Here is a 19,508-nt window from a genome sequence, read left to right on the forward strand (position 1 = left end):
ATCAGGTCAGTTCGCTCATCACGCCGCGCTGATAGGCCGGGCGGGCGCGCAGCTGCTGGTACCAGCGTTCCAGATTCGGGCGCGGGCGGCGGGCGATCGGCATTTCGAACCAGGCGTAGATAAAGCTGCCGAGCGGGATATCGCCGAAGCCGAATGACTCGCCGGAAAGATAGGGCTGGCGTTCCAGCGTTTGTTCCACGATGTCGAAGTGTTTTTCCAGCGTGGCGATCGCCGCCGTGATCTTGTCCATGTCGCGCTGTTCCGGCGGGGTGCGCACCAGGCCCCAAAATACGATGGAGAAGGGGGCGACCAGGGTCGATGTGGTCCAGTCCATCCATTTTTCGGCGCTGGCGCGCGCCTGCAGATCCTGCGGATAAAACGACGCGTCGCCAAACTTGGCCGCCAGATAGCGCACGATGGCGTTGGACTCCCACAGCGTGAAGTCGTCGTCCTGCAGCAGCGGCACCAGGCCGTTGGGGTTCAGTGAACGGTAGCGTTCCTCGTTCACCTTGCCGAATGCGCCGCCGGCGTTGATGTGGGTGTAGTTCAGATCCAGCTCTGCGGCGCACCACAGCACTTTCCTGACGTTGTTCGAGTTTTCACGGCCCCAGATGGTCAGCATGTCATGCCTCTATTTAGCGGGTTAACGAACCTAAGCCTTTATTCCTACGCCATAAAATGATGTTTGTCACACCGAAAGGCATTTTTTGCCGGCCGCTCAGCGTTCCCAGCGGCACACTTCCCAACCCCGTTCCGCCGCCAGCGCGCTCAGATCGCTGTCGGGGTTGATCACCGTCGCGCTGTCGACGTAGTGCAGCATCGGTGCGTCGTTGAGCGAGTCGCTGTAGCCGTGGCTGTGTTCGAACTTCAGCTCCGGGCGCTGCGCCAGCCACTGCTGCAGGCGGATGACCTTGCCCTGCTGATAGGTCATGGTGCCGTAGGTGTTGCCGGTAAAGCGGTCATCGACCACTTCGACGCCGATCGCCAGCGCGCCGTCGGCGCCGAGCTGTTCGGCGATCGGCGCCACCAGGTGTTCGCCGGTGGCGGAGATCACCAGGATGCAGTCGCCGCGCTCGCGGTGCCACTGCAGGCGTTCACGGGCGGCGGGGTATACGCGCGGCAGGATATCGCGGCGAATATAGCGCTGCACCCAGCCGGCCACCGTTCGGGTGCTCAGGCCGGCCAGCGGCGCCAGCGTGGCCTGCATGTAATCCTCCATCGACAGCTTGCCCTGATAGTAAAGCTGCATCAGCTGCTGTTCCTGCAGTTCCAGCTCCGCCGGCGCGAACCCCTGAGCGACCAGCCAGCGGATCCACAGGCTGGCGCTATCATCATCAATCAGGGTTTCATCCAGGTCGAATAAGGCTAAATCCATCAGTATTTCTCCGGCAGGCAGGGAATGGGGGCGCATGAATAATAGCGGATACCGTACGCCGCCAGCCAGCGGCGTCGGTGAAATTGCGCAGAGCATAAGAAACATTGATGACAGTTCTGCGACACTTTGTTGAAGCTTTGCATAACTTAGAACGCAACAATATTGGCTCGCCCGGCGGCGGCAGTGATAACTATGGGGCAACGAGCGCAGCCCTCTGGAGCAGACGATGTTGATAATTCGCCTTTATAGCGGCCCGATCCTGATCGGGGAAGATGAGGAACCGGATGATGACCACACCACTGACGCTGAAGACGCTGCCGCTGCTGGATCTTTCGCGGCTTGACGGCGAAGCGCGGCAACGGCGGGCGTTTCTCGACGGCCTGCGGGCGGCGGCGCGCGACGTCGGATTCTTCTATCTGCGCGGACACGGCGTCGATCCGGCGCTGAACGCCGGGCTGCAGCAGTGCGCGCGGCGGTTTTTCGCGCTGCCGGAGGCCGACAAGCTGGCGGTGCAGATGGTGCATTCGCCGCATTTTCGCGGCTATAACCGCGCGGCGGCGGAGCTGACCCGCGGCCAGCCGGACTGGCGCGAACAGTTTGACATCGGCGCCGAACGGCCGGCGCTGTCATTGAACGAGGACAGCCCGCGCTGGGCGCGGCTGCAGGGCCCGAATCAGTGGCCTAGCGCGCTGCCGGAGCTGAAGCCGCTGCTGCTGCAGTGGCAACGGGCGATGACCGCCATGTCGCTGCGGCTGCTGCGGGCTTTCGCCCTGGCGCTGGCGCTGCCGGAACGGGCGTTTGATCCGCTGTACGGCGACAAGCCGAACGAACACATCAAGCTGATCCGCTATCCGGGGCGTGAAGCCACGGGAAGCGGGCAGGGCGTCGGGGCGCACAAGGATTCCGGCTTTCTCAGCTTCCTGCTGCAGGACCGGCAGAAAGGCCTGCAGGTGGAGGTGAGCGAAGGGCGCTGGATCGATGCCGAACCGCGCGAGGACACGTTCGTGGTGAACATCGGCGAGCTGCTGGAGCTGGCGAGCAACGGCTATCTGCGCGCCACGATGCATCGGGTGGAGACGCCGCCGGCGGGCAGCGAGCGGCTGTCGATCGCCTTTTTCCTCGGTGCGCGGCTGGACGCGGTGGTACCGCTGTATCGGCTGCCGGCGCATCTGGCGGCCGAGGCCCGGGGCCCGGCCAGCGATCCGCACAATCCGCTGTTTCGCGACGTCGGCTACAACTACCTGAAAGGGCGCATCCGCTCCCATCCGGACGTCGCGCAGCGCTACTATCGGGACGTTATCGGCGCCCAGAGATAACAGAGCCCGGCACTGCGCCGGGCTTGCGCATCTTTCGCCTGCGGGTTACTCCGCCAGCGCCTGTTGCAAATCGGCAATCAGGTCTTCCGCATCCTCGATCCCCACCGACAGCCGCAGCAGCTGCGGGGTAATGCCGGTCTTCAGCCGCTGCTCCAGCGGGATCGAGGCATGGGTCATGCTGAACGGCTGGCCGATCAGGCTCTCCACGCCGCCCAGGCTCTCCGCCAGGGTGAACAGCTTCGAACGTTTAATCACCCGGCGCGCATAGGCGTCGTCGCCTTGCAAGCGCACCGAGATCATGCCGCCGAAGCGGCTCATCTGCCGCGCCGCCAGCGCATGCTGCGGATGGCTCGGCAGGCCCGGGTAGTAAACGTTTTCCACCTGCGGCTGGCTTTCCAGCCACTGGGCGATGCGCAGCGCGCTGTTGCTGTGGCGCTCCATGCGCAGCGCCAGCGTGCGCATGCCGCGCAGCGTCAGGAAGCTGCTGAACGGATCGAGGATGCCGCCCACCGCGTTCTGCAGGAAGCCAAGCTGCTCCGCCAGCGCCGGGTTGTCGCCCACCGCCGCCACCCCGGCCACCACGTCGGAATGGCCGTTGAGGTATTTGGTGGCGGAGTGCACCACCAGGTCAAAACCGAGCTCCAGCGGGCGCTGAATATACGGCGAGGCGAAGGTGTTGTCCGCTACGCTGATCAGCCCGCGCCGTTTGGCGATCGCCGCGATGGCGCGCAGATCGGCCAGCTTGAGCAGCGGGTTGGTGGGGGTTTCCACCCAGATCATTTTGGTGTCCGGCTCGATCGCCTGCTCCAGCGCGGCGATGTCCGCCGGCGCAACGTAGGTGACGCGCAGGCCGGCGGTGCGGCTGCGCACCTTTTCCAGCAGGCGATAGGTACCGCCGTACAGATCGTCGACCGCCACCAGATGGCTGCCCTGATCGAGCAGCTCCAGCACCGTCGAGCAGGCCGCCAGGCCAGAGGCGAAGGCGTAGCCGCGGCTGCCGCCCTCCAGTGCGGCGATGGCGCTTTCCAGCGCGGTGCGCGTCGGGTTGGCGCTGCGCGAATATTCATAGCCGGTATGCTCGCCCGGCGCCGGTTGGGCGTAGGTGGAGGTGGCGTAAATCGCCGGCATCACGGCGCCGGTGGCGTCGGGGGTGTAACCTGCGTGAACGGTCAACGTATCAAACTTGGCCATAACGGATCCTTATTAACGTAATTTTTGGCGCCAGGCGTTAAGCACGTCTGTGCGGGTGATCAGGCCGAGGAAGCGCTCGCCGTCGAGCACTACCGCGACATGGCCGTGGTTGAAAGTGGCCTGCAGGTCCCGATAGCCGGCCTCTTTTTGCAGCGTGTCGACCTGTTGGGTCATGGCGCTGCTGGCAGGCAGGCTGAAGTGGGCGGCGTCCGCCTGCACGGCGTTCAGCAGATCCCATTCGTCGATCAGGCCGACCACCCGGTCGCCCTCCAGCACCGGCAGCTGCGAGATGTCGTACAGCCGCATGCGGGCGTGCACGATCGCCAGCGTGTCTTCCGGCGAGACGGATACCGCGGCGCCTTCGTCGTGGCGGTAGGCGATCAGATCGCGCAGATCGCCGTGCTGCGGCTTGCTCAGCAGCCCCTGCTCCAACATCCAGTGGTCGTTATACATTTTAGACAGGTATTTGTTGCCGCTGTCGCAGACGAAGGTCACCACCCGCTTGGGTTCGGTCTGCGCGCGGCAATAGCGCAGCGCGGCGGCCAGCAGGGTGCCGGTGGAAGAACCCGCCAATACGCCTTCCTTGCGCAGCAGGTCGCGCGCGGTGGTGAAGGCTTCAGCGTCGCCGATGCGGTAAGCGTTACGCACCTGGCCGAAGTCGCTCAGCGGCGGGACGAAGTCCTCACCGATGCCTTCCACCAACCAACTGCCGGCTTCGCCAATCTGGCCGTTGTCCAGGTAGTCCGCCAGGATCGAGCCGGCGGGATCGGCCAGCACGAACTCGGTTTGCGGGGAAACCTCGGCGAAATACTGGCTCAGCCCGCCCAGCGTGCCGCCGGAGCCGACGCCGACCGCGATGGCGTCCACCCGATGGTCCATCTGCCGCCACAGTTCCGGTGCGGTGGTGTTGGCATGGGCCGCCGGGTTGGCCGGGTTGTTGAACTGGTCGATATAAAAGGCGCCGGGGATCTCATCCGCCAGGCGTTTGGCGTAATCCTGATAATAGGCCGGATGGCCCTTGCCGACGTCCGAACGGGTCAGCAGCACCTCCACGCCCAGCGCGCGCAGGTGGAAGATCTTCTCGCGGCTCATTTTGTCCGGCACCACCAGCAGCAGCTTGTAGCCTTTCAGCGCCGCCACCAGCGCCAACCCCAGGCCGGTGTTGCCGGCGGTGGCCTCAATGATGGTGCCGCCCGGTTGCAGGCGGCCGTCGCGTTCGGCCTGCTCGATCATCGACAGCGCCACGCGATCCTTGATCGAACCGCCGGGATTCTGGTTTTCCAGTTTGACGAACAGCCGGCACGGGCCGGTATCGAACTGGGTCAGCTCCAGCATCGGGGTGTTGCCGATCATATCGATGACGGAAAGGGGGATTGCCATGACTCATCTCCAGGATAATTCGGTTTAAAAACCGTTGTATGGATGATAACTCTGTGAATGAGCGCATCAAAAAGAACAAATAACCGTCATATATGCATTTTTGGAATATATTAAGCTGGTTTGGACGTAAAGAAGCATGGATGTTTGGCGGTGCGGAAGTGTGGCCGTTTAGCCGTGAGCGGTATAAGAAATGTCCGTTAAGGCGCTTTTTTAAGCCAGATCTGGGAGCCAGCGTACAGTTATGTAAAAATGCTGAAAATTCACGCTAAACCCTGCAAAAATAAGATAAATCACATAAACTCACAGCAAGGGCATTTTCGGTGCGCTGTTCACCCGTTACGGGCGCCGCAGGGAATTCGCGGTGGGCACAAGCGCATCGGGCCACTCTCGCTGGTTGGCTGAAAACGTGAACATGTTTGAAAGTTAACGCTATTTCAATGATTTGAATGGACACTCTGGCGACGTCATGATGAAAAAAAACTTATCCACCTCCCTTAAAAAACTGACCTTCAGCGTTGGCATCCTGTTGTTGGCCGCACCCGCCGTACGCGCGGCGGAACCGCCGGCACCGCCGCAGGTAGACGCCAAAGCCTTTGTGCTGATGGACTACAACAGCGGCAAGATCCTGACCGAAGGCAATCCGGACACCCGTCTCGATCCCGCCAGCCTGACCAAGATCATGTCCAGCTACGTGATCGGCCAGGCGATCAAGGCCGGCAAGATCAAACCGGAAGATTTGGTGACCGTCGGCAAAGACGCCTGGGCGCCCGGCAATCCGGCGCTGCGCGGCTCCTCGCTGATGTTTGTCAAGCCGGGCGATCAGGTGCCGGTGCTGGAGCTGAATAAGGGCATCGTGATCCAATCGGGCAACGACGCCAGCATCGCGTTGGCGGACTACGTGGCGGGCAGCCAGGATTCGTTCGTCGGCCTGATGAACAACTACGCCAAATCGCTGGGGCTGCAGAACACGCATTTCCTGACGGTGCACGGTCTGGATGCCGAAGGGCAATACAGCACCGCGCGCGACATGGCGCTGCTGAGCCAGGCGCTGATCCGCGACGTGCCGGAAGAATACGCACTGCATAAAGAGAAAGAGTTCACCTTCAACAAGATCCGCCAGGTGAACCGCAACCGCCTGCTGTGGAGCTCGAACCTCAACGTCGACGGCATCAAAACCGGCTACACCAGCGGCGCCGGGCATAACTTGGTGGCTTCGGCCACCGATGGCCCGATGCGCCTGATTTCGGTGGTGCTGGGCGCGCCGAGCGACCGCATCCGCTTTAGCGAAAGCGAAAAGCTGCTGACCTGGGGTTTCCGCTTCTATGAAACCGCCACGCCAATCAAGGCCGACAAGCCGTTCGTCACCCAGAAGGTGTGGTTCGGCGACGTCGGTGAAGTGCCGCTGGGCGTCGCCAAAGACGCCTCGGTCACCATTCCGAAAGGGCAGATGAAAAACCTGAAGGCCAGCTACAAGCTGAACCAACCGGCGCTGGAGGCGCCGCTGGCCAAGAATCAGGTGGTCGGCACCATCGATTTCCAGCTGGATGGCAAAACCATCGAACAGCACCCGCTGGTGGTGATGCAGGAAGTGAAAGAGGGTAACTTCTTCAGCCGCATTTGGGACATGGTGATGATGAAGCTGACCCAGTGGTTCGGCGGCATCTTCGGTTAACCACTCGGTTAATGCAGAATGAAAAGGGCGCCCCGCGGCGCCCTTGTTGTCAGTTGCAGGCCACCACCTTGATCGCCAGCCCGCCCTGCGAGGTCTCGCGGTATTTGGCGTTCATGTCCTTGCCGGTCTCGTACATGGTTTCGATCACCTTATCCAGACACACCCGCGGCTCGCTGGTGCGGCGCAGCGCCATGCGCGCGGCATTGACCGCCTTCACGGCGGAAATCGCGTTGCGTTCGATACAGGGCACCTGAACCTGGCCGGCCAGCGGATCGCAGGTCAACCCCAGATGGTGCTCCATGGCGATCTCCGCCGCGATGCACACCTGCGCCGGGCTGCCGCCCATCAGCTCCGCCAGGCCGGCGGCCGCCATCGAACAGGCGACGCCCACCTCGCCCTGGCAGCCCACTTCGGCGCCGGAAATGGAGGCGTTCATCTTGTACAGCGCGCCGATCACCCCGGACGCCAGGAAATAGCGGCTGTAAGAGTTGGGGTTAACCGGGCGGATAAACTGGTCGTAGTAGGCCAGCACCGCCGGGATGATGCCGCAGGCGCCGTTGGTGGGCGCGGTCACCACGCGGCCGCCGGCGGCGTTCTCTTCGTTGACCGCGAAGGCGAACATGTTGATCCAGTCGACCACGTTCATCGGATCGATGTTGTTCTTGTCGCCGGTCACCAGAATGCGCCGCAGGGCCGCGGCGCGGCGCTGCACCTTCATCGGGCCGGGCAGCAGGCCCTCGGTATTCATGCCGCGTTCGATGCCGGCGCGCATCACCTGCCAGACGTCGGCGAAGTGGGCGTCTATCTCGGCCTTGCTGCGCAGCGCCAGCTCGTTTTGCATCACCAGGCCGGACAACGACAGGCCGGCGTCCTTGCAGTGCTGCTGCAGATCGCGAGCCGATGCGAACGGATAGGGCACCGGCTTCGCATTGCCGGCGGTCTGGCCGAAATGCTCTTCATCGACGATGAAGCCGCCGCCGGTGGAATAATAGGTCTTGCTGTGCAGCAGGCGTTCGCCGGCGAAGGCGCGGATGCGCATGCCGTTTTCATGCAGCGGCAGATTGTCGCGGTGGAAATTCATGCCGCCCTGCGGCGGGAAATCCACTTCGTGGCAGCCGTTGGCCAGCGGCAGGCGGCCGCGCTGTTCAACGTCGCGGATAAAGCCCGGGATGCTGTCGATGTCCACGTCGTGCGGCAGGTTGCCCGCCAGGCCCATGATAATGGCGATATCGGTGTGGTGGCCCTTGCCGGTCAGCGACAGCGAGCCGTAGACGTCGACCACCACGCGGGTGGCGTCCATCAGCTGTTGGTGAGCGATCAAATCGTCGATGAACTGTTTGCCGGCTTTCATCGGGCCGACGGTGTGGGAACTGGATGGGCCGATGCCAATTTTGAAAATATCGAAAACGCTGACCATAGTCTCGCCTCCTTCTTCAGGTGTCAGGCGGTTAATACGGGAAATGGGGCGGTGCGGGAGGGCCGGCGCACGGGGGCGCCGGCCGGGCGCGATTAGCCGATCAGGCTGAACACGATAGCGGAGATGGCGATCAGGCCCATCACCACCACGAACAGGTTGCTGATGTGGCCGCTGTACTTGCGCATGGCGGGCACTTTACGGATGGCGTACATCGGCATCAGGAACAGCAGCATGGCGATGATTGGGCCGCCCAGGGTTTCGATCATGCCCAGGATGCTTGGGTTCAGGGTGGCGACGATCCAGGTGGTCACCAGCATGAAGATGGCGGTCATGCGGTTCAGCTTGTCGGTGCTGACGGTTTTGCCGCGGCTCTTCATCGACTTGGCCACCAGGCCGTTGAAGCCTTCACGGGCGCCCAGGTAGTGGCCCAGGAAGGATTTGGTGATGGCGACGAAGGCGATGACCGGCGCGATGTACTCGATCATCGGGTTGTTAAAGTGGTTGGCCAGGTAAGACAGGATCGAGATGTTCTGCGCCTTGGCTTCCGCCAGGTTTTCCGGCGACAGGCTCAGCACGCAGCTGAACACGAAGAACATCACGGTCAGCACCATCATGATGTGGGCGTAAGCCAGAATGCGCGAACATTTCTTCTCGGCGTCCGGGCCGTATTCTTCACGCTTGGCGACGGCGAAGGCGGAGATGATCGGCGAGTGGTTGAAGGAGAACACCATGACCGGGATCGCCAGCCACAGGGTCATGATCAGGCCATGGCCCATGCCGGTGCCGGAACCTGACAGGGAGACGTTTTCGAAGATGGCGCCGGTCCAGTTCGGGATCAGGTACAGGGCCAGCAGCATCAGCACCGCGACGAACGGGAACACCAGGATGCTCATGGTCTTCACGATGGCTTGCTCGCCGAAGCGCACGATGGTCATCAGGCCGACGATCAGGATCAGCGACAGGATGGCGCGCGGCGGTGAGGTCATGCCCAACTGGTGGGTAATGAAGCTGTCGACGGTGTTGGTGATCGCCACGCTGTACACCAGCAAAATCGGGTAGATGGCGAAGAAGTACAACAGGGTAATCAGTTTGCCGGCGCTGATGCCGAAATGTTCTTCCACGACTTCGGTGATGTCTTCGCCGGGATTTTTGCCGGACAGAACGAAGCGGCACAGGCCGCGGTGGGCGAAGAAGGTCATCGGGAAGGCGATGATGGCCATGATGATCAGGGGAATCAAACCGCCGATGCCGGCGTTGATCGGCAGGAACAGCACGCCAGCGCCGATGGCGGTGCCGTACAGGCCCAGCATCCACATGGTGTCCGTTTTACGCCAGGTACTGGTGGAGCCAGAAGCCGCAGAGGCAATAGTGCCGGTCTGTGTAGTGTCCATAAATATCTCCGAAGTGAACACGATAATTTAAAATAAAAACAAAGCTTAAGGTTAAAACCGCCCAACGCGATATTCAGAAGGCGTCCAGCGGTAAGAATCGGGTGTTGCTTGCGGGGATAGTTGGCGTCCCCCTGGTTGTTTGGCGTGGGTCATCCTTGGCACAGCGCCGGATAACGCACTAAAAAGACCTTTGCGAAAAAGTCGTTACTGCTGCCGATGGGTCTTTGCCCGCCGATTTTTGTTGGCGGCAAGATAACGATTTACAGTAGAAACAACCGTGATCCTGCTCTCAAATGCGTAATCTGTGCAGTTATCTGCTTTTTTATCGATTTTCCACGCATATGTTGCGCATTTGTGTAAGATTTTGTGCTGAAATCGCTCTGGCGACGGCTATTGGGTTTATCCGGCGTGTTCAATAAATAACCAGACAAAACGCTATGCTCAGCAACAAGCCGAGCAATATATTTTATGCGTGGTTTGGGATCTAGCTAAAAACCCGGATTAAGCAGTTTTAGTGATGTAGATCACATTGTTGTTTTAACTCAAATAATATCTAATGTTATGTTTTTTAATGGTTTTATTTTAAATCTCGCTTAATAACGCAGGTAAACTAATTCGTACTTAAGCGGATAAAAATGCTTAACCATTCATCATATGAATAAGATGATTTGGCGCTATTTGATGCCGGCAGGTTAAACCTCTGTTGAGATTAACCCCGCGCCGCTCGGCGCCATTGATCATATAACAGCCGGCCGCAGCGGTTAATTCAGGCAAATAAACGCCGGTTTGCCCGCAGTGCGAATAATAACCTGGGGAAGCTGTTGCATTTTATTAACCTGATGTTGCGTGCGGATAAACCAAAACGGCGAACCGACTGCGCATTATTTGCACAATATTGCCGGGTACTGAGGGGGAAAAGGTGGGGGCATCGCCGTCGAACGCCGACGGCGGCGGGAGTCAGAATCGAATGGCGATGGCGTTTTCGCTGAAAAACGCCGCGAATTCGGCATCCGGTTGGCGATCGGTAATCACCCGATCGAACCGAGTCAGCGGGCCGATGCAGGCCGGCTTGGTTTTGCCGAACTTGCTGTGATCGGCCACCAGGATCTTTTGCTGCGCCATCGCCATGGCGCGGTGCTTCATCTCCAGCTCGTCGAAGTTAAAGCAGGTGGCGCCGTGCTGCAGGCTGAGGCCGGCGGCGGAGATAAAGGCGATGTTCGGGCAGATGTGGTCCAGCTCGTTGTGCTGGCCGACGCCGGTGAAGATATAGTTGTTCGGCTTGAACTCGCCGCCGCACAGGATCACCTTGCAGTTGGGTTTGTCCTGCAGCGCCAGAAAGGTATTCAGCGAGTGGCATACCGCGGTGAAGGACAGCTCGTCGGCGATGGCGTCGATGATCGCCGGGGTGGTGGTGCCGCAGTCGAAAAACACCGTGTCGTTTTCGTTGATCAACGGGGCGGCCAGCAGGCCGATGCGGCGTTTTTCCGTGACCTGTTTGGCCTTCTGATCGGAGACGAAGTAGTTGGTTACCCCATTGCTGCGCGGGTCGGTCACCACATAGCCGCCGAGCAGCACCACGGCCGCCGGCTCGGCGCTGAGATCGCGGCGGATGGTCATTTCCGATACGCCCAACAACGCGGCGGCTTCCTTGAGGTGGATCTTGTCGGCGCGTTTTAACGCCTGCACTAACCGGTTGATACGTTCTTCGCGCCGCGTTTCCATCTGTCCGTCTTCCCACAGGTTTAAGAGATAAAAAGAGTGCGTGCTGCCGTTATTCGGGGCTATATGCAACGATGCGGGGCAATATCGGGCCGCCTGCGCCGCCCGTATTGTCCCGCATCAGATTATCTCGGCGCGCTTCAGGCTATCAGTAGCTGCCTGCCGCCGCCCGGTCGCCAGAAACGATGGCCACGCCTGAGCTGGTGCCGATACGCGTGGCGCCCGCGTTGATCATCTTCTCGGCGGTCGCGCGATCGCGCACGGCGCCGGAGGCTTTCACGCCCATCTCGCTGCCCACGGTGGCGCGCATCAGTTTGACGTGCTCTTCACGAGCGCCGCCGGTGCTGAAGCCGGTAGAGGTTTTGACGAAGGCCACATCGAGTTCGCGACACATTTCACAAACCTGAACGATCTGCGCATCGCTGAGCAGGCAGGTTTCCAATATTACCTTCAACGGGATCGCCGCGCAAACCTCACGCACTGCGGCGATGTCGGCTTTCACTTCGTCCAGCAGGCCGCTTTTCAGCCAGCCGACGTTGATCACCATGTCGATTTCCTGCGCGCCTGCGGCGATCGCCGCCTTGGCTTCGAACGCCTTGGCGACGGTCAGGCCGGCACCCAGCGGGAAGCCGATCACCGAGCACACTTTCACCGCGCTTTCCTGCAGCAGGTGCGCCGCCAGCGGCACATAGCCGGAGTTGACGCATACCGCATAGAAATTGTGCTGCTGCGCTTCTTCACACAGCTTGGCGATTTGCGTTTCGGTGGCGTCCATCGCCAGCAGGGTGTGATCGACATAGCTTGCGTAATCAATGTTTTCGGTAGTCATCTCGGTTCCTTAGTGAGGTGTAGACCCATCAGGTTGTGATTGATGTGAGAATAATAACATTCATCGTCGCGCAAACATAGCTTGTTTTACCGTGCAACGGCGTGGGCATTGTTGGGATCGATGTCACAGCTATCACATGCGGCGGTTGATAATGTTATTTAACTAACATTAGATGTTCAAAAAGACAACAGGGGAAAGCAGCATGGATATCGCAGTAATCGGCTCGAACATGGTGGATTTGATTACCTACATTGACCGGATGCCGAACGCCGGCGAAACGCTGGAGGCGCCGGCGTTTGAAATCGGCTGCGGCGGCAAGGGCGCCAACCAGGCGGTGGCCGCCGCCAAACTCGGCGCCAGCGTAATGATGGTGACCTGCGTAGGGGACGATGTGTTCGCCGACAACACCGTGCGCAATCTGCAGCAGGCCGGCGTGGATACCCGCCATGTGAAAAAAGTGACGGGCGTTTCCAGCGGCGTGGCGCCGATCTTCGTCGACAGCGCCTCGCAAAACCGCATTCTGATCGTCAAAGGCGCCAACGACCGGCTGCTGCCGGCGGATATCGAACGTGCCGCCCCGGCGTTGCAGGCGTGCCGCTTGATGATCCTGCAGCTCGAGATCCCGCTGGAAACGGTGTATGCGGCGATCGACTTCGCCCGCCGGCAGCGCATTGCGGTGATCCTTAACCCGGCGCCGGCGTCGCGCGAGCTGGATATCGCCTATGCCTGCCAGTGCGACTTCTTTATACCGAACGAAACCGAGCTGGAGATCCTGACCGGCATGCCGGTGGACAGCGAAGAAAATATCCTGCGCGCCGGCCGCACGCTGCTGGAGAAAGGGCTGCGCAACCTGATCGTCACCCTCGGCCAGCGCGGCGCGCTGTGGCTGACCGGCGATCGGGTGGAGCATGTTGCGTCGCTGCCGGTGAAGGCGGTGGATACCAGCGGCGCCGGCGACGCCTTCATCGGCTGTTTCGCCCACGAATACGTGCGCCACGGCGAGGTGCTGCAGGCGATGCGCCAGGCTTCGGCCTATGCCGCCTACAGCGTTACCGGCAAGGGGACCCAGCGTTCCTATCCCGATGCATCGCAGTTTCTCGATTTTATAACCGCCCAGCAGCAAGGAAAATGACATGCGCCATCATACCGTTCAGCAATCCGACGGCTATCTCGACAGAACGCCGCTGTTTCAGTTTATTTTGCTTTCCTGCCTGTTCCCGCTGTGGGGGTGCGCCGCCAGCCTGAACGACATTCTGATCACCCAGTTCAAAAGCGTGTTCGAACTGAGCGACTTCGCCAGCGCGTTGGTGCAGAGCGCGTTTTACGGCGGCTACTTCCTGATCGCCATTCCGGCTTCGCTGGTGATCAAGAAAAGCAGCTACAAGGCGGCGATCCTGATCGGCCTGACGCTGTATATCGTCGGTTGCATGCTGTTTTATCCGGCGTCGCATATGGCGACCTACACCATGTTCCTGGCGGCGATCTTCGCCATCGCCATCGGCCTGAGCTTCCTCGAAACCGCCGCCAACACCTACAGCTCGATGATCGGCCATCGCGACTACGCCACGCTGCGGCTTAACGTCAGCCAGACCTTCTACCCGGTGGGCGCGCTGATGGGCATCGTGCTGGGCAAATACCTGGTGTTTCAGGAGGGGGACAGCCTGCAGGCGCAGATGGCGGGCATGTCGCCGGAGCAAATTCACCAGTTCCGTTTGACGATGCTGGAGCATACGCTGGAACCGTACAAGTACCTGATCATGGTGCTGCTGTTGGTGATGCTGCTGTTTCTGCTCACCCGCTACCCGCACTGCAAACCGCAGAACGAGCGCGGCGAGCGGGCGGCGGGGCCGGCGCTGGGTGAAACCCTCAGATACCTGGCCGGCAACGCGCGCTTTCGCAAGGGCATCGCCGCGCAGTTTCTGTATGTCGGCATGCAGGTGGCGGTGTGGTCCTTCACCATCCGGCTGGCGCTCAACCTGGGCGCATCCAACGAGCGCGATGCCGCCAACTTTATGATCTACAGCTTCATCTGCTTCTTTATCGGCAAGTTCGTCGCCAATTTCCTGATGACGCGGTTTCGCGCGGAAAAGGTGCTTATCGCCTATTCGCTGCTTGGCGTAGCGACGCTGGCCTACGTGGTGCTGGTGCCGAGCTTCACCGCCGTTTACGCCGCGGTGTTCGTCAGCGTGCTGTTCGGGCCCTGCTGGGCCACCATCTACGCCGGCACGCTGGACACGGTGGACAACAAATACACCGAGGTGGCCGGGGCGATCATCGTGATGTCGATCGTCGGCGCGGCCTTCGTGCCGGCGCTGCAGGGCTATGTCTCCGATCACCTGGGCTCGATGCAGCGGGCGTTCGGCGTGTCGCTGCTGTGCTTCGCCTACGTCGGCTTCTATTTCTGGGGAGAGCTGCGGCATAAACGGCGCGATGCGCGCCAGCCGCTGGCCGACAGCGAATCGATGGGGGGGCTGTGATGAAAGCGATTATCGCCCTGATCCCCGAGCAGTTCGGCGCACAGCCGCGCGAGCTGTACCGCTGCGGCGAGTTTCGCGTGACCGCGTTTCGCTATGACAGCGGCATCGCCGCGCTGAAGCTGGCCAACGGCCGCGGGCATCTGACGGTGCTGCCCTATTACGGCCAGATGGTGTGGGACGCCGAGTTCGACGGCCATCAACTGAAGATGGAAAACATGTTCAGCCAGCCGCGCCGGGGGGAGAGCATCATCGACAGCTACGGCTGCTTCGCCTTCCATTCCGGGTTGCGGCGCAACGGCTGCCCGGCGCCGGATGACGATCACCCGCTGCACGGCGAGATGCCCTGCGCGGCGATGGACCGCGCCTGGCTGGAGGTAGAGGGCGATACGCTGGCGATCGGCGGCAGCGTGGAGTATGTGAAAGGCTTCGGCGACCATTATCTGGCGCAGCCGCGGGTGCGGCTGACGGCGGGCAGCGGGCAGTTCGGCATCGAGATGCGGGTAACCAACCTGGCCAGCGTGGCGATGCCGCTGCAGTACATGTGCCATATGAACTATGCCTATGTGCCGGGCGCCACCTTTCGGCAGAACCTGCCGGGATCGGCGCTGCAGCTGCGGGAAAGCGTGCCGGCGCACGTGCAGCCGACGCCGCAGTGGCTGGCGTACACCCGGAAGCTGGCGGAGCGGGGCCACGGCCTGTGCGAACTGAACGAGCCGGAATGTTACGATCCGGAGATCGTGTTTTTCGCCGACGAGCTGTCGCAGTACGTCGATCAGGCGGAGTTCTTTATGCTGGCGCCGCAGGGCCACCGTTTCGTGACGCGTTTTTCCACCGCGCAGTTCAACTACGGCACGCGCTGGATATTGCACAACGGCGATCAGAAAGTGGCGGCTTTTATCTTGCCGGCAACCTGCCGGCCGGAAGGGTATCTGGCGGCGAAACGTGCGGGAAGCCTGCTGATGCTGGCGGCGGGGGAAACGCGAGAGTTTTGCGTCACCACCGGCGTGGTGTGAAGCACAGGGGCGGCAACGCCCCTGTGGCCTGCGAGGGTTATTCTTTTACCCAGCCTTTGCGGATGGCGAAGGCGAACAGGAAACGGTACAGGCGCGCCAGCCGTTCGGCGATGGCATCGCCGAACAGGTTCCATACCAGCTGGGCGAACAGGCAGCCGACCAGGCCGAGCAGGAAACCGCCGACCATGTCCAGCGGCCAGTGCACCCCGAGATAGACGCGTGACCAGGCGATGCCCGCCGCGACGATCATCAGCAACACGCCGGACCATACCCGGTGCCAGAACAGGAACGCCAGCGCAAAGGTAAAGATGGCGGTGCCGTGATCGCTGGGAAAGGAGCTGTCCGGCGCGTGCGCCAGGAAGGTATAGCCGACGCCGGCGACGAACGGCCGCTCGTGCGGCAGCAGCATGCCGATCGTGGAGGAGGCCAGCATGGCGAACAGCAGAGCGATTGTCGTCTTGGCCACCACTTCGCGTTGCGAAACCAGCTGGCTTTGCGGCCCCCACAGCCACAGGCCGACGATCAACAGCGGCACGATGGCGATCAGATCGCGCGCCAGAAAGGTGGCGAAGTCGATCAACCACTCGGGGGACGCCGGGGTCGCATTGATCCAGGCGAAAAGAAGATAATTCAACTGCTCCATAACCGTTACCTCGTCTTGCGGTGGAAATAGCCGCTAACCGTCCAATAAATAGCCAACTGGCTCAACCAAACCCACCAACCCGCCCACAGGTTATGGGTAAGAAAATGTGCCCCGCGCATCACCTGGCCAAAGCCCATCAGCATGCCGAGCGCGACGCCGCCGAACCAGCACCAGTAAGCCAGGCGCGGGCGCTGCGGATAAAACAGGAAGAACAGCGCCATCACCGCAAAACCGCTGGAGGCGTGGCCGCCGGGGAAGCAGCGGCCGGGCCCCGGCATTGCCGGCACCGTGCCGAACAGCGGGTAAGACATCGCTTTGCCGCCGTATTCGATCAGATCCCAGGGGCACGAATGCGCGCTGGTGGCCTTGAGAATGCCGACCACCAGCGGGCCGATGCCGATCAGCAGCATGCTGACGATCAGCCGCGGGCTGCGACGGTAGATGCCCCACAGCAGCGCCGGCACCGCGCCGGCGATCACCAGCTGCTTCAGCAGGCGGTGGTTGATCAGATCCAGCCAATAATTGTTCTGCCAGGGAAAATGCCCGCTGGCGGGGTCAAACCAGTCATTGCTGATAGCCCAGTCCAACTGCTCGCTGCGCGACAGCCAGAGGAACAGCAACCCGCTGACCAACAGGCCGAAAACGTGCCAACGGTAAAAGGATGCCGGTAAGGAGTAAAGGGCAGTTGTCTTAATTTGCGGTGTCGTTGAGGATTGATTTAATGAAGGTTTTGGATCCACGTGCGGGCTCGCTGGCAGAGTTGAATCCGGCTACTGTAATCATTGCGCCTTAAGAAAACCTTAATCCGCCGCCGCCGTCGGCCAGAGAAAGGCATATCCGCGGCAGCGGCTTTCGGCTAAGGTAATCGTTTGCTTTTTATCGGGATGATGTGGTGATGAAGAATAAAACGATCGTTTTGCTGTTGGCCGCCAGCGGCGCCGTCTTTTCTCCCCTGAGCTTTGGGCAGCAGCGGGCCGCCGGGCCGATTGTGGTGCAGGGGGCGATGCCGGTCGAGGCCGAACGTTTCGCCCAACGGTTGGAAAATCCGCGCGAAGAGCAAGTTGGCGGCTGGCGCTTCTGGCATGGCACCGTCGACGGCTACCCGGTGGTGGTTTCCGAAACCCTGAAGGGCATGTCTAACGCGGCGGCGGCTACGGCGATCGCCGCCACCCGCTTTCACCCGGTGGCGATCATCAACCAGGGCACCGCCGGTGGCCACGATCCGGCGCTGAAGGTTTACGACATCGTGCTGGGCAAGTACTCGGTTAACCTGGGGGCGTTTAAAACCCCGGCCAAGGCGCAGGGAGAGGGCAGCGATTCGCGCCAGTGGCGGCCGATGGACCTGCTGGCCTCTAAAGGCAGCGCCGGCGAGGACAAGAACGCCCACAGCATTCGCCAGTTCCCGGCGGACGGGCCGTTGCTGGCGATCGCGGAAAGCGTGAAGGGCCGCTATAAGCAGGGCCGGGTGGTGGAAGGGGTGATCGGCTCGGCAGACGTGTGGAACAGCGAACTGGACCGCATTCGCTACTTCCGCGACAGCTACCATACCTCGGTTGAAGAGATGGAGACCGCCTCCGCAGCGCAGATCGCCGCCGCGTTCAATATTCCGTTCGTCGGCATTCGCGTGCTGTCGAATAACATCACCAACCAGGGCAAATACGATCCGCAGACCGGGCTGGCGTGCCAGGATTATGTCTATCAGGTAGTGAAGGCTTATGTCGCCCGCGCGGCCGCCAAATAACCCATTGCTCCAGCCAATCGGCAATATCAGGCGATTGTCACTGATTATAGCCAATTGTAAAGAAGATTAAACCTATGGCAGGGCTGGCTGTAGTGTATTAGTTTATAGGCGGATTATTTGATAAATCGTAGGGATAAAACATGAACAAGGCATCCGTTGTATTTTCCGGCCTGCTGATGGCCGTTTCCGCCAGCGCCATTGCGGCTACCTCTGCAGACGACGCCGACATCAGCAAACAACCGCTGGAAAAGGTCGCGCCTTACCCGAAAGCCGAGAAGGGCATGAATCGCCAGGTGATCTACCTGCCGAAGCAAGACAACGAAGAAAACTACCAGGTTGAGCTGCTGATCGGCAAAACCCTGGAAGTGGACTGCAACCGCCACATGATCGGCGGCACGCTGGAAAGCAAAACTCTCTCCGGCTGGGGCTACGACTATCTGGTGCTGGAGAAGCTGTCTGAACCGGCTTCCACCATGATGGCCTGCCCGGACAACACCAAAACGCAGAAATTCATCGCCGCCAACCTGGGCGACGCCGCCATGCAGCGCTACAACAGCCGCCTGCCGATCGTGGTTTACGCGCCGAAAGACGTGGAAGTGAAATACCGCGTGTGGAAAGCGGAAGACACCATCAAGCAGGCAGAGCAGAAGTAAACCTCCGGTGAGGCCGGGGATCGCCCGGCTTCACAATACGCCTTCCTTATCCGTTTCCGCGGTTGCAACAGCGGCGTTTTCAGTTTTTTATAGGTCTCGGGATCCACCAGAGAGCCAGTAGATGGAACTGTTATTCACAAAAGCCTTTGTGGCGCTTGGCATCGTATTTATCCTGCTGTTTTTAGCCTGCATCATGATGTTTATTAAGCATGAAATTTGCTACCGGCAGATTGTCGAACGCTATCTTGACGCCGGGCTGTTTATGCCGGGCTACCTCCAATTTCTTACTCGCACCGGTTTTTTCGGCAGCTTTCCCGTGGTGTTCTTTTTTAGACAAATTATGGCGGAGAAGAACGTTAAAACGGCGCCGGGTGAATATTTACCTGAGGCCTGCTATGCGTTCTTCCGCAGTCAACCTGCTGAAGCGTTAGGATGGATGAGGGTGTACAGCGCCGGATATGGGGGGTTGATCGCGGTATTTCTGGCGTTGGTCGGGATGTCTTTTGTGGCATAAGGGGGGGCGTTGCGGGAACAGCTAATTATCTATAGTTTTCAGTATGGTATAACGAGCTCGTGGCTGCGGATAACCGGCTTGCTTTAATGATTAGTCATTAATACTTTGTGTTGCTCTGTCCTCATGCATTAGGTGCATGAATTTGCATGATGATCCGGTGCGAGTTTCACCCTTGCA

General features: G+C 60.5%; 18 protein-coding genes. 8 read left to right on the forward strand and 10 right to left on the reverse strand.

What is annotated here, in order from left to right; translation table 11 throughout:
• Position 1 precedes the first annotated feature (1 nt).
• A complete protein-coding gene (locus CKW09_RS08340) occupies positions 2-622 on the reverse strand; it encodes a glutathione S-transferase family protein (protein ID WP_061798528.1) in 621 nt (206 codons plus the stop codon).
• 96 nt (positions 623-718) lie between these two features.
• On the reverse strand, positions 719-1,375 hold the full coding sequence (locus CKW09_RS08345; RefSeq protein WP_061798529.1) for an HAD family hydrolase: 657 nt from the start codon (positions 1,373-1,375) through the stop codon (positions 719-721).
• 287 nt (positions 1,376-1,662) lie between these two features.
• On the opposite strand from CKW09_RS08345, the gene CKW09_RS08350 reads away from it, so the two are divergent.
• Entirely contained in the window at positions 1,663-2,691 is a 1,029-nt protein-coding gene (locus tag CKW09_RS08350) for an isopenicillin N synthase family dioxygenase (RefSeq protein ID WP_061798547.1), read from the forward strand.
• A gap of 45 nt (positions 2,692-2,736) precedes the next feature.
• Here CKW09_RS08350 and CKW09_RS08355 read toward each other — a convergent pair whose 3' ends face one another.
• Together CKW09_RS08355 and CKW09_RS08360 are read right to left on the reverse strand one after the other, a co-directional pair.
• Positions 2,737-3,882, reverse strand: a complete 1,146-nt coding sequence (locus CKW09_RS08355; RefSeq protein WP_061798531.1) for a trans-sulfuration enzyme family protein — start codon at positions 3,880-3,882, stop codon at positions 2,737-2,739.
• 12 nt (positions 3,883-3,894) lie between these two features.
• On the reverse strand, positions 3,895-5,262 hold the full coding sequence (locus tag CKW09_RS08360) for a pyridoxal-phosphate dependent enzyme (protein ID WP_095096689.1): 1,368 nt from the start codon (positions 5,260-5,262) through the stop codon (positions 3,895-3,897).
• A gap of 466 nt (positions 5,263-5,728) precedes the next feature.
• Between CKW09_RS08360 and CKW09_RS08365 the strand changes: the two genes are divergently transcribed.
• The gene (locus CKW09_RS08365; protein ID WP_061798533.1) at positions 5,729-6,934 is read left to right on the forward strand and encodes a serine hydrolase; all 1,206 of its coding nucleotides are present in this window, start codon (positions 5,729-5,731) and stop codon (positions 6,932-6,934) included.
• A 49-nt stretch (positions 6,935-6,983) separates the two neighbouring features.
• Here CKW09_RS08365 and CKW09_RS08370 read toward each other — a convergent pair whose 3' ends face one another.
• From CKW09_RS08370 to deoC, 4 genes are all read right to left on the reverse strand, one after another.
• Positions 6,984-8,351 carry an L-serine ammonia-lyase gene (locus tag CKW09_RS08370; protein ID WP_061798177.1) on the reverse strand — a complete coding sequence of 456 codons (1,368 nt, stop codon included), beginning with the start codon at positions 8,349-8,351 and terminating at the stop codon, positions 6,984-6,986.
• Positions 8,352-8,443: 92 nt separating this feature from the next.
• The gene (locus CKW09_RS08375; protein ID WP_061798175.1) at positions 8,444-9,742 is read right to left on the reverse strand and encodes an HAAAP family serine/threonine permease; all 1,299 of its coding nucleotides are present in this window, start codon (positions 9,740-9,742) and stop codon (positions 8,444-8,446) included.
• 957 nt (positions 9,743-10,699) lie between these two features.
• Entirely contained in the window at positions 10,700-11,464 is a 765-nt protein-coding gene (gene deoR, locus CKW09_RS08380; RefSeq protein ID WP_061798173.1) for a DNA-binding transcriptional repressor DeoR, read from the reverse strand.
• Between the two features lie 145 nt (positions 11,465-11,609).
• Positions 11,610-12,290 (reverse strand): deoxyribose-phosphate aldolase, encoded by a 681-nt coding sequence (gene deoC, locus CKW09_RS08385; RefSeq protein ID WP_095096697.1) that lies wholly within the window; start codon positions 12,288-12,290, stop codon positions 11,610-11,612.
• A gap of 202 nt (positions 12,291-12,492) precedes the next feature.
• Between deoC and rbsK the strand changes: the two genes are divergently transcribed.
• From rbsK to CKW09_RS08400, 3 genes are read left to right on the forward strand one after another with little or no spacing between them, the layout of a single operon-like run.
• A complete protein-coding gene (gene rbsK / locus CKW09_RS08390) occupies positions 12,493-13,422 on the forward strand; it encodes a ribokinase (protein ID WP_061798169.1) in 930 nt (309 codons plus the stop codon).
• 1 nt (position 13,423) lies between these two features.
• A complete protein-coding gene (gene fucP / locus CKW09_RS08395; protein WP_061798166.1) occupies positions 13,424-14,767 on the forward strand; it encodes an L-fucose:H+ symporter permease in 1,344 nt (447 codons plus the stop codon).
• Positions 14,767-15,780, forward strand: a complete 1,014-nt coding sequence (locus tag CKW09_RS08400) for an aldose 1-epimerase family protein (protein ID WP_061798164.1) — start codon at positions 14,767-14,769, stop codon at positions 15,778-15,780. The genes fucP and CKW09_RS08400 overlap by 1 nt, the downstream gene beginning before the upstream one ends.
• A gap of 37 nt (positions 15,781-15,817) precedes the next feature.
• Here CKW09_RS08400 and ybjG read toward each other — a convergent pair whose 3' ends face one another.
• Both ybjG and CKW09_RS08410 read right to left on the reverse strand, forming a co-directional pair.
• A complete protein-coding gene (gene ybjG, locus CKW09_RS08405) occupies positions 15,818-16,423 on the reverse strand; it encodes an undecaprenyl-diphosphate phosphatase (RefSeq protein ID WP_061798163.1) in 606 nt (201 codons plus the stop codon).
• 5 nt (positions 16,424-16,428) lie between these two features.
• Positions 16,429-17,163: a phosphatase PAP2 family protein gene (locus CKW09_RS08410; RefSeq protein WP_061798161.1), complete on the reverse strand. Its 735-nt coding sequence runs from the start codon at positions 17,161-17,163 to the stop codon at positions 16,429-16,431.
• Positions 17,164-17,318: 155 nt separating this feature from the next.
• Between CKW09_RS08410 and CKW09_RS08415 the strand changes: the two genes are divergently transcribed.
• From CKW09_RS08415 to CKW09_RS08425, 3 genes are all read left to right on the forward strand, one after another.
• Positions 17,319-18,164, forward strand: a complete 846-nt coding sequence (locus CKW09_RS08415) for a 5'-methylthioadenosine/S-adenosylhomocysteine nucleosidase (RefSeq protein WP_061798160.1) — start codon at positions 17,319-17,321, stop codon at positions 18,162-18,164.
• Positions 18,165-18,304: 140 nt separating this feature from the next.
• Entirely contained in the window at positions 18,305-18,817 is a 513-nt protein-coding gene (gene eco / locus CKW09_RS08420) for a serine protease inhibitor ecotin (RefSeq protein WP_095096701.1), read from the forward strand.
• A 121-nt stretch (positions 18,818-18,938) separates the two neighbouring features.
• Complete coding sequence (locus CKW09_RS08425) at positions 18,939-19,331, forward strand: hypothetical protein (RefSeq protein WP_095096706.1); 393 nt, start codon at positions 18,939-18,941, stop codon at positions 19,329-19,331.
• Positions 19,332-19,508: the final 177 nt, after the last annotated feature.

This window comes from Serratia ficaria (assembly GCF_900187015.1).
GTDB classification, from domain to species: Bacteria; Pseudomonadota; Gammaproteobacteria; order Enterobacterales; family Enterobacteriaceae; genus Serratia; species Serratia ficaria.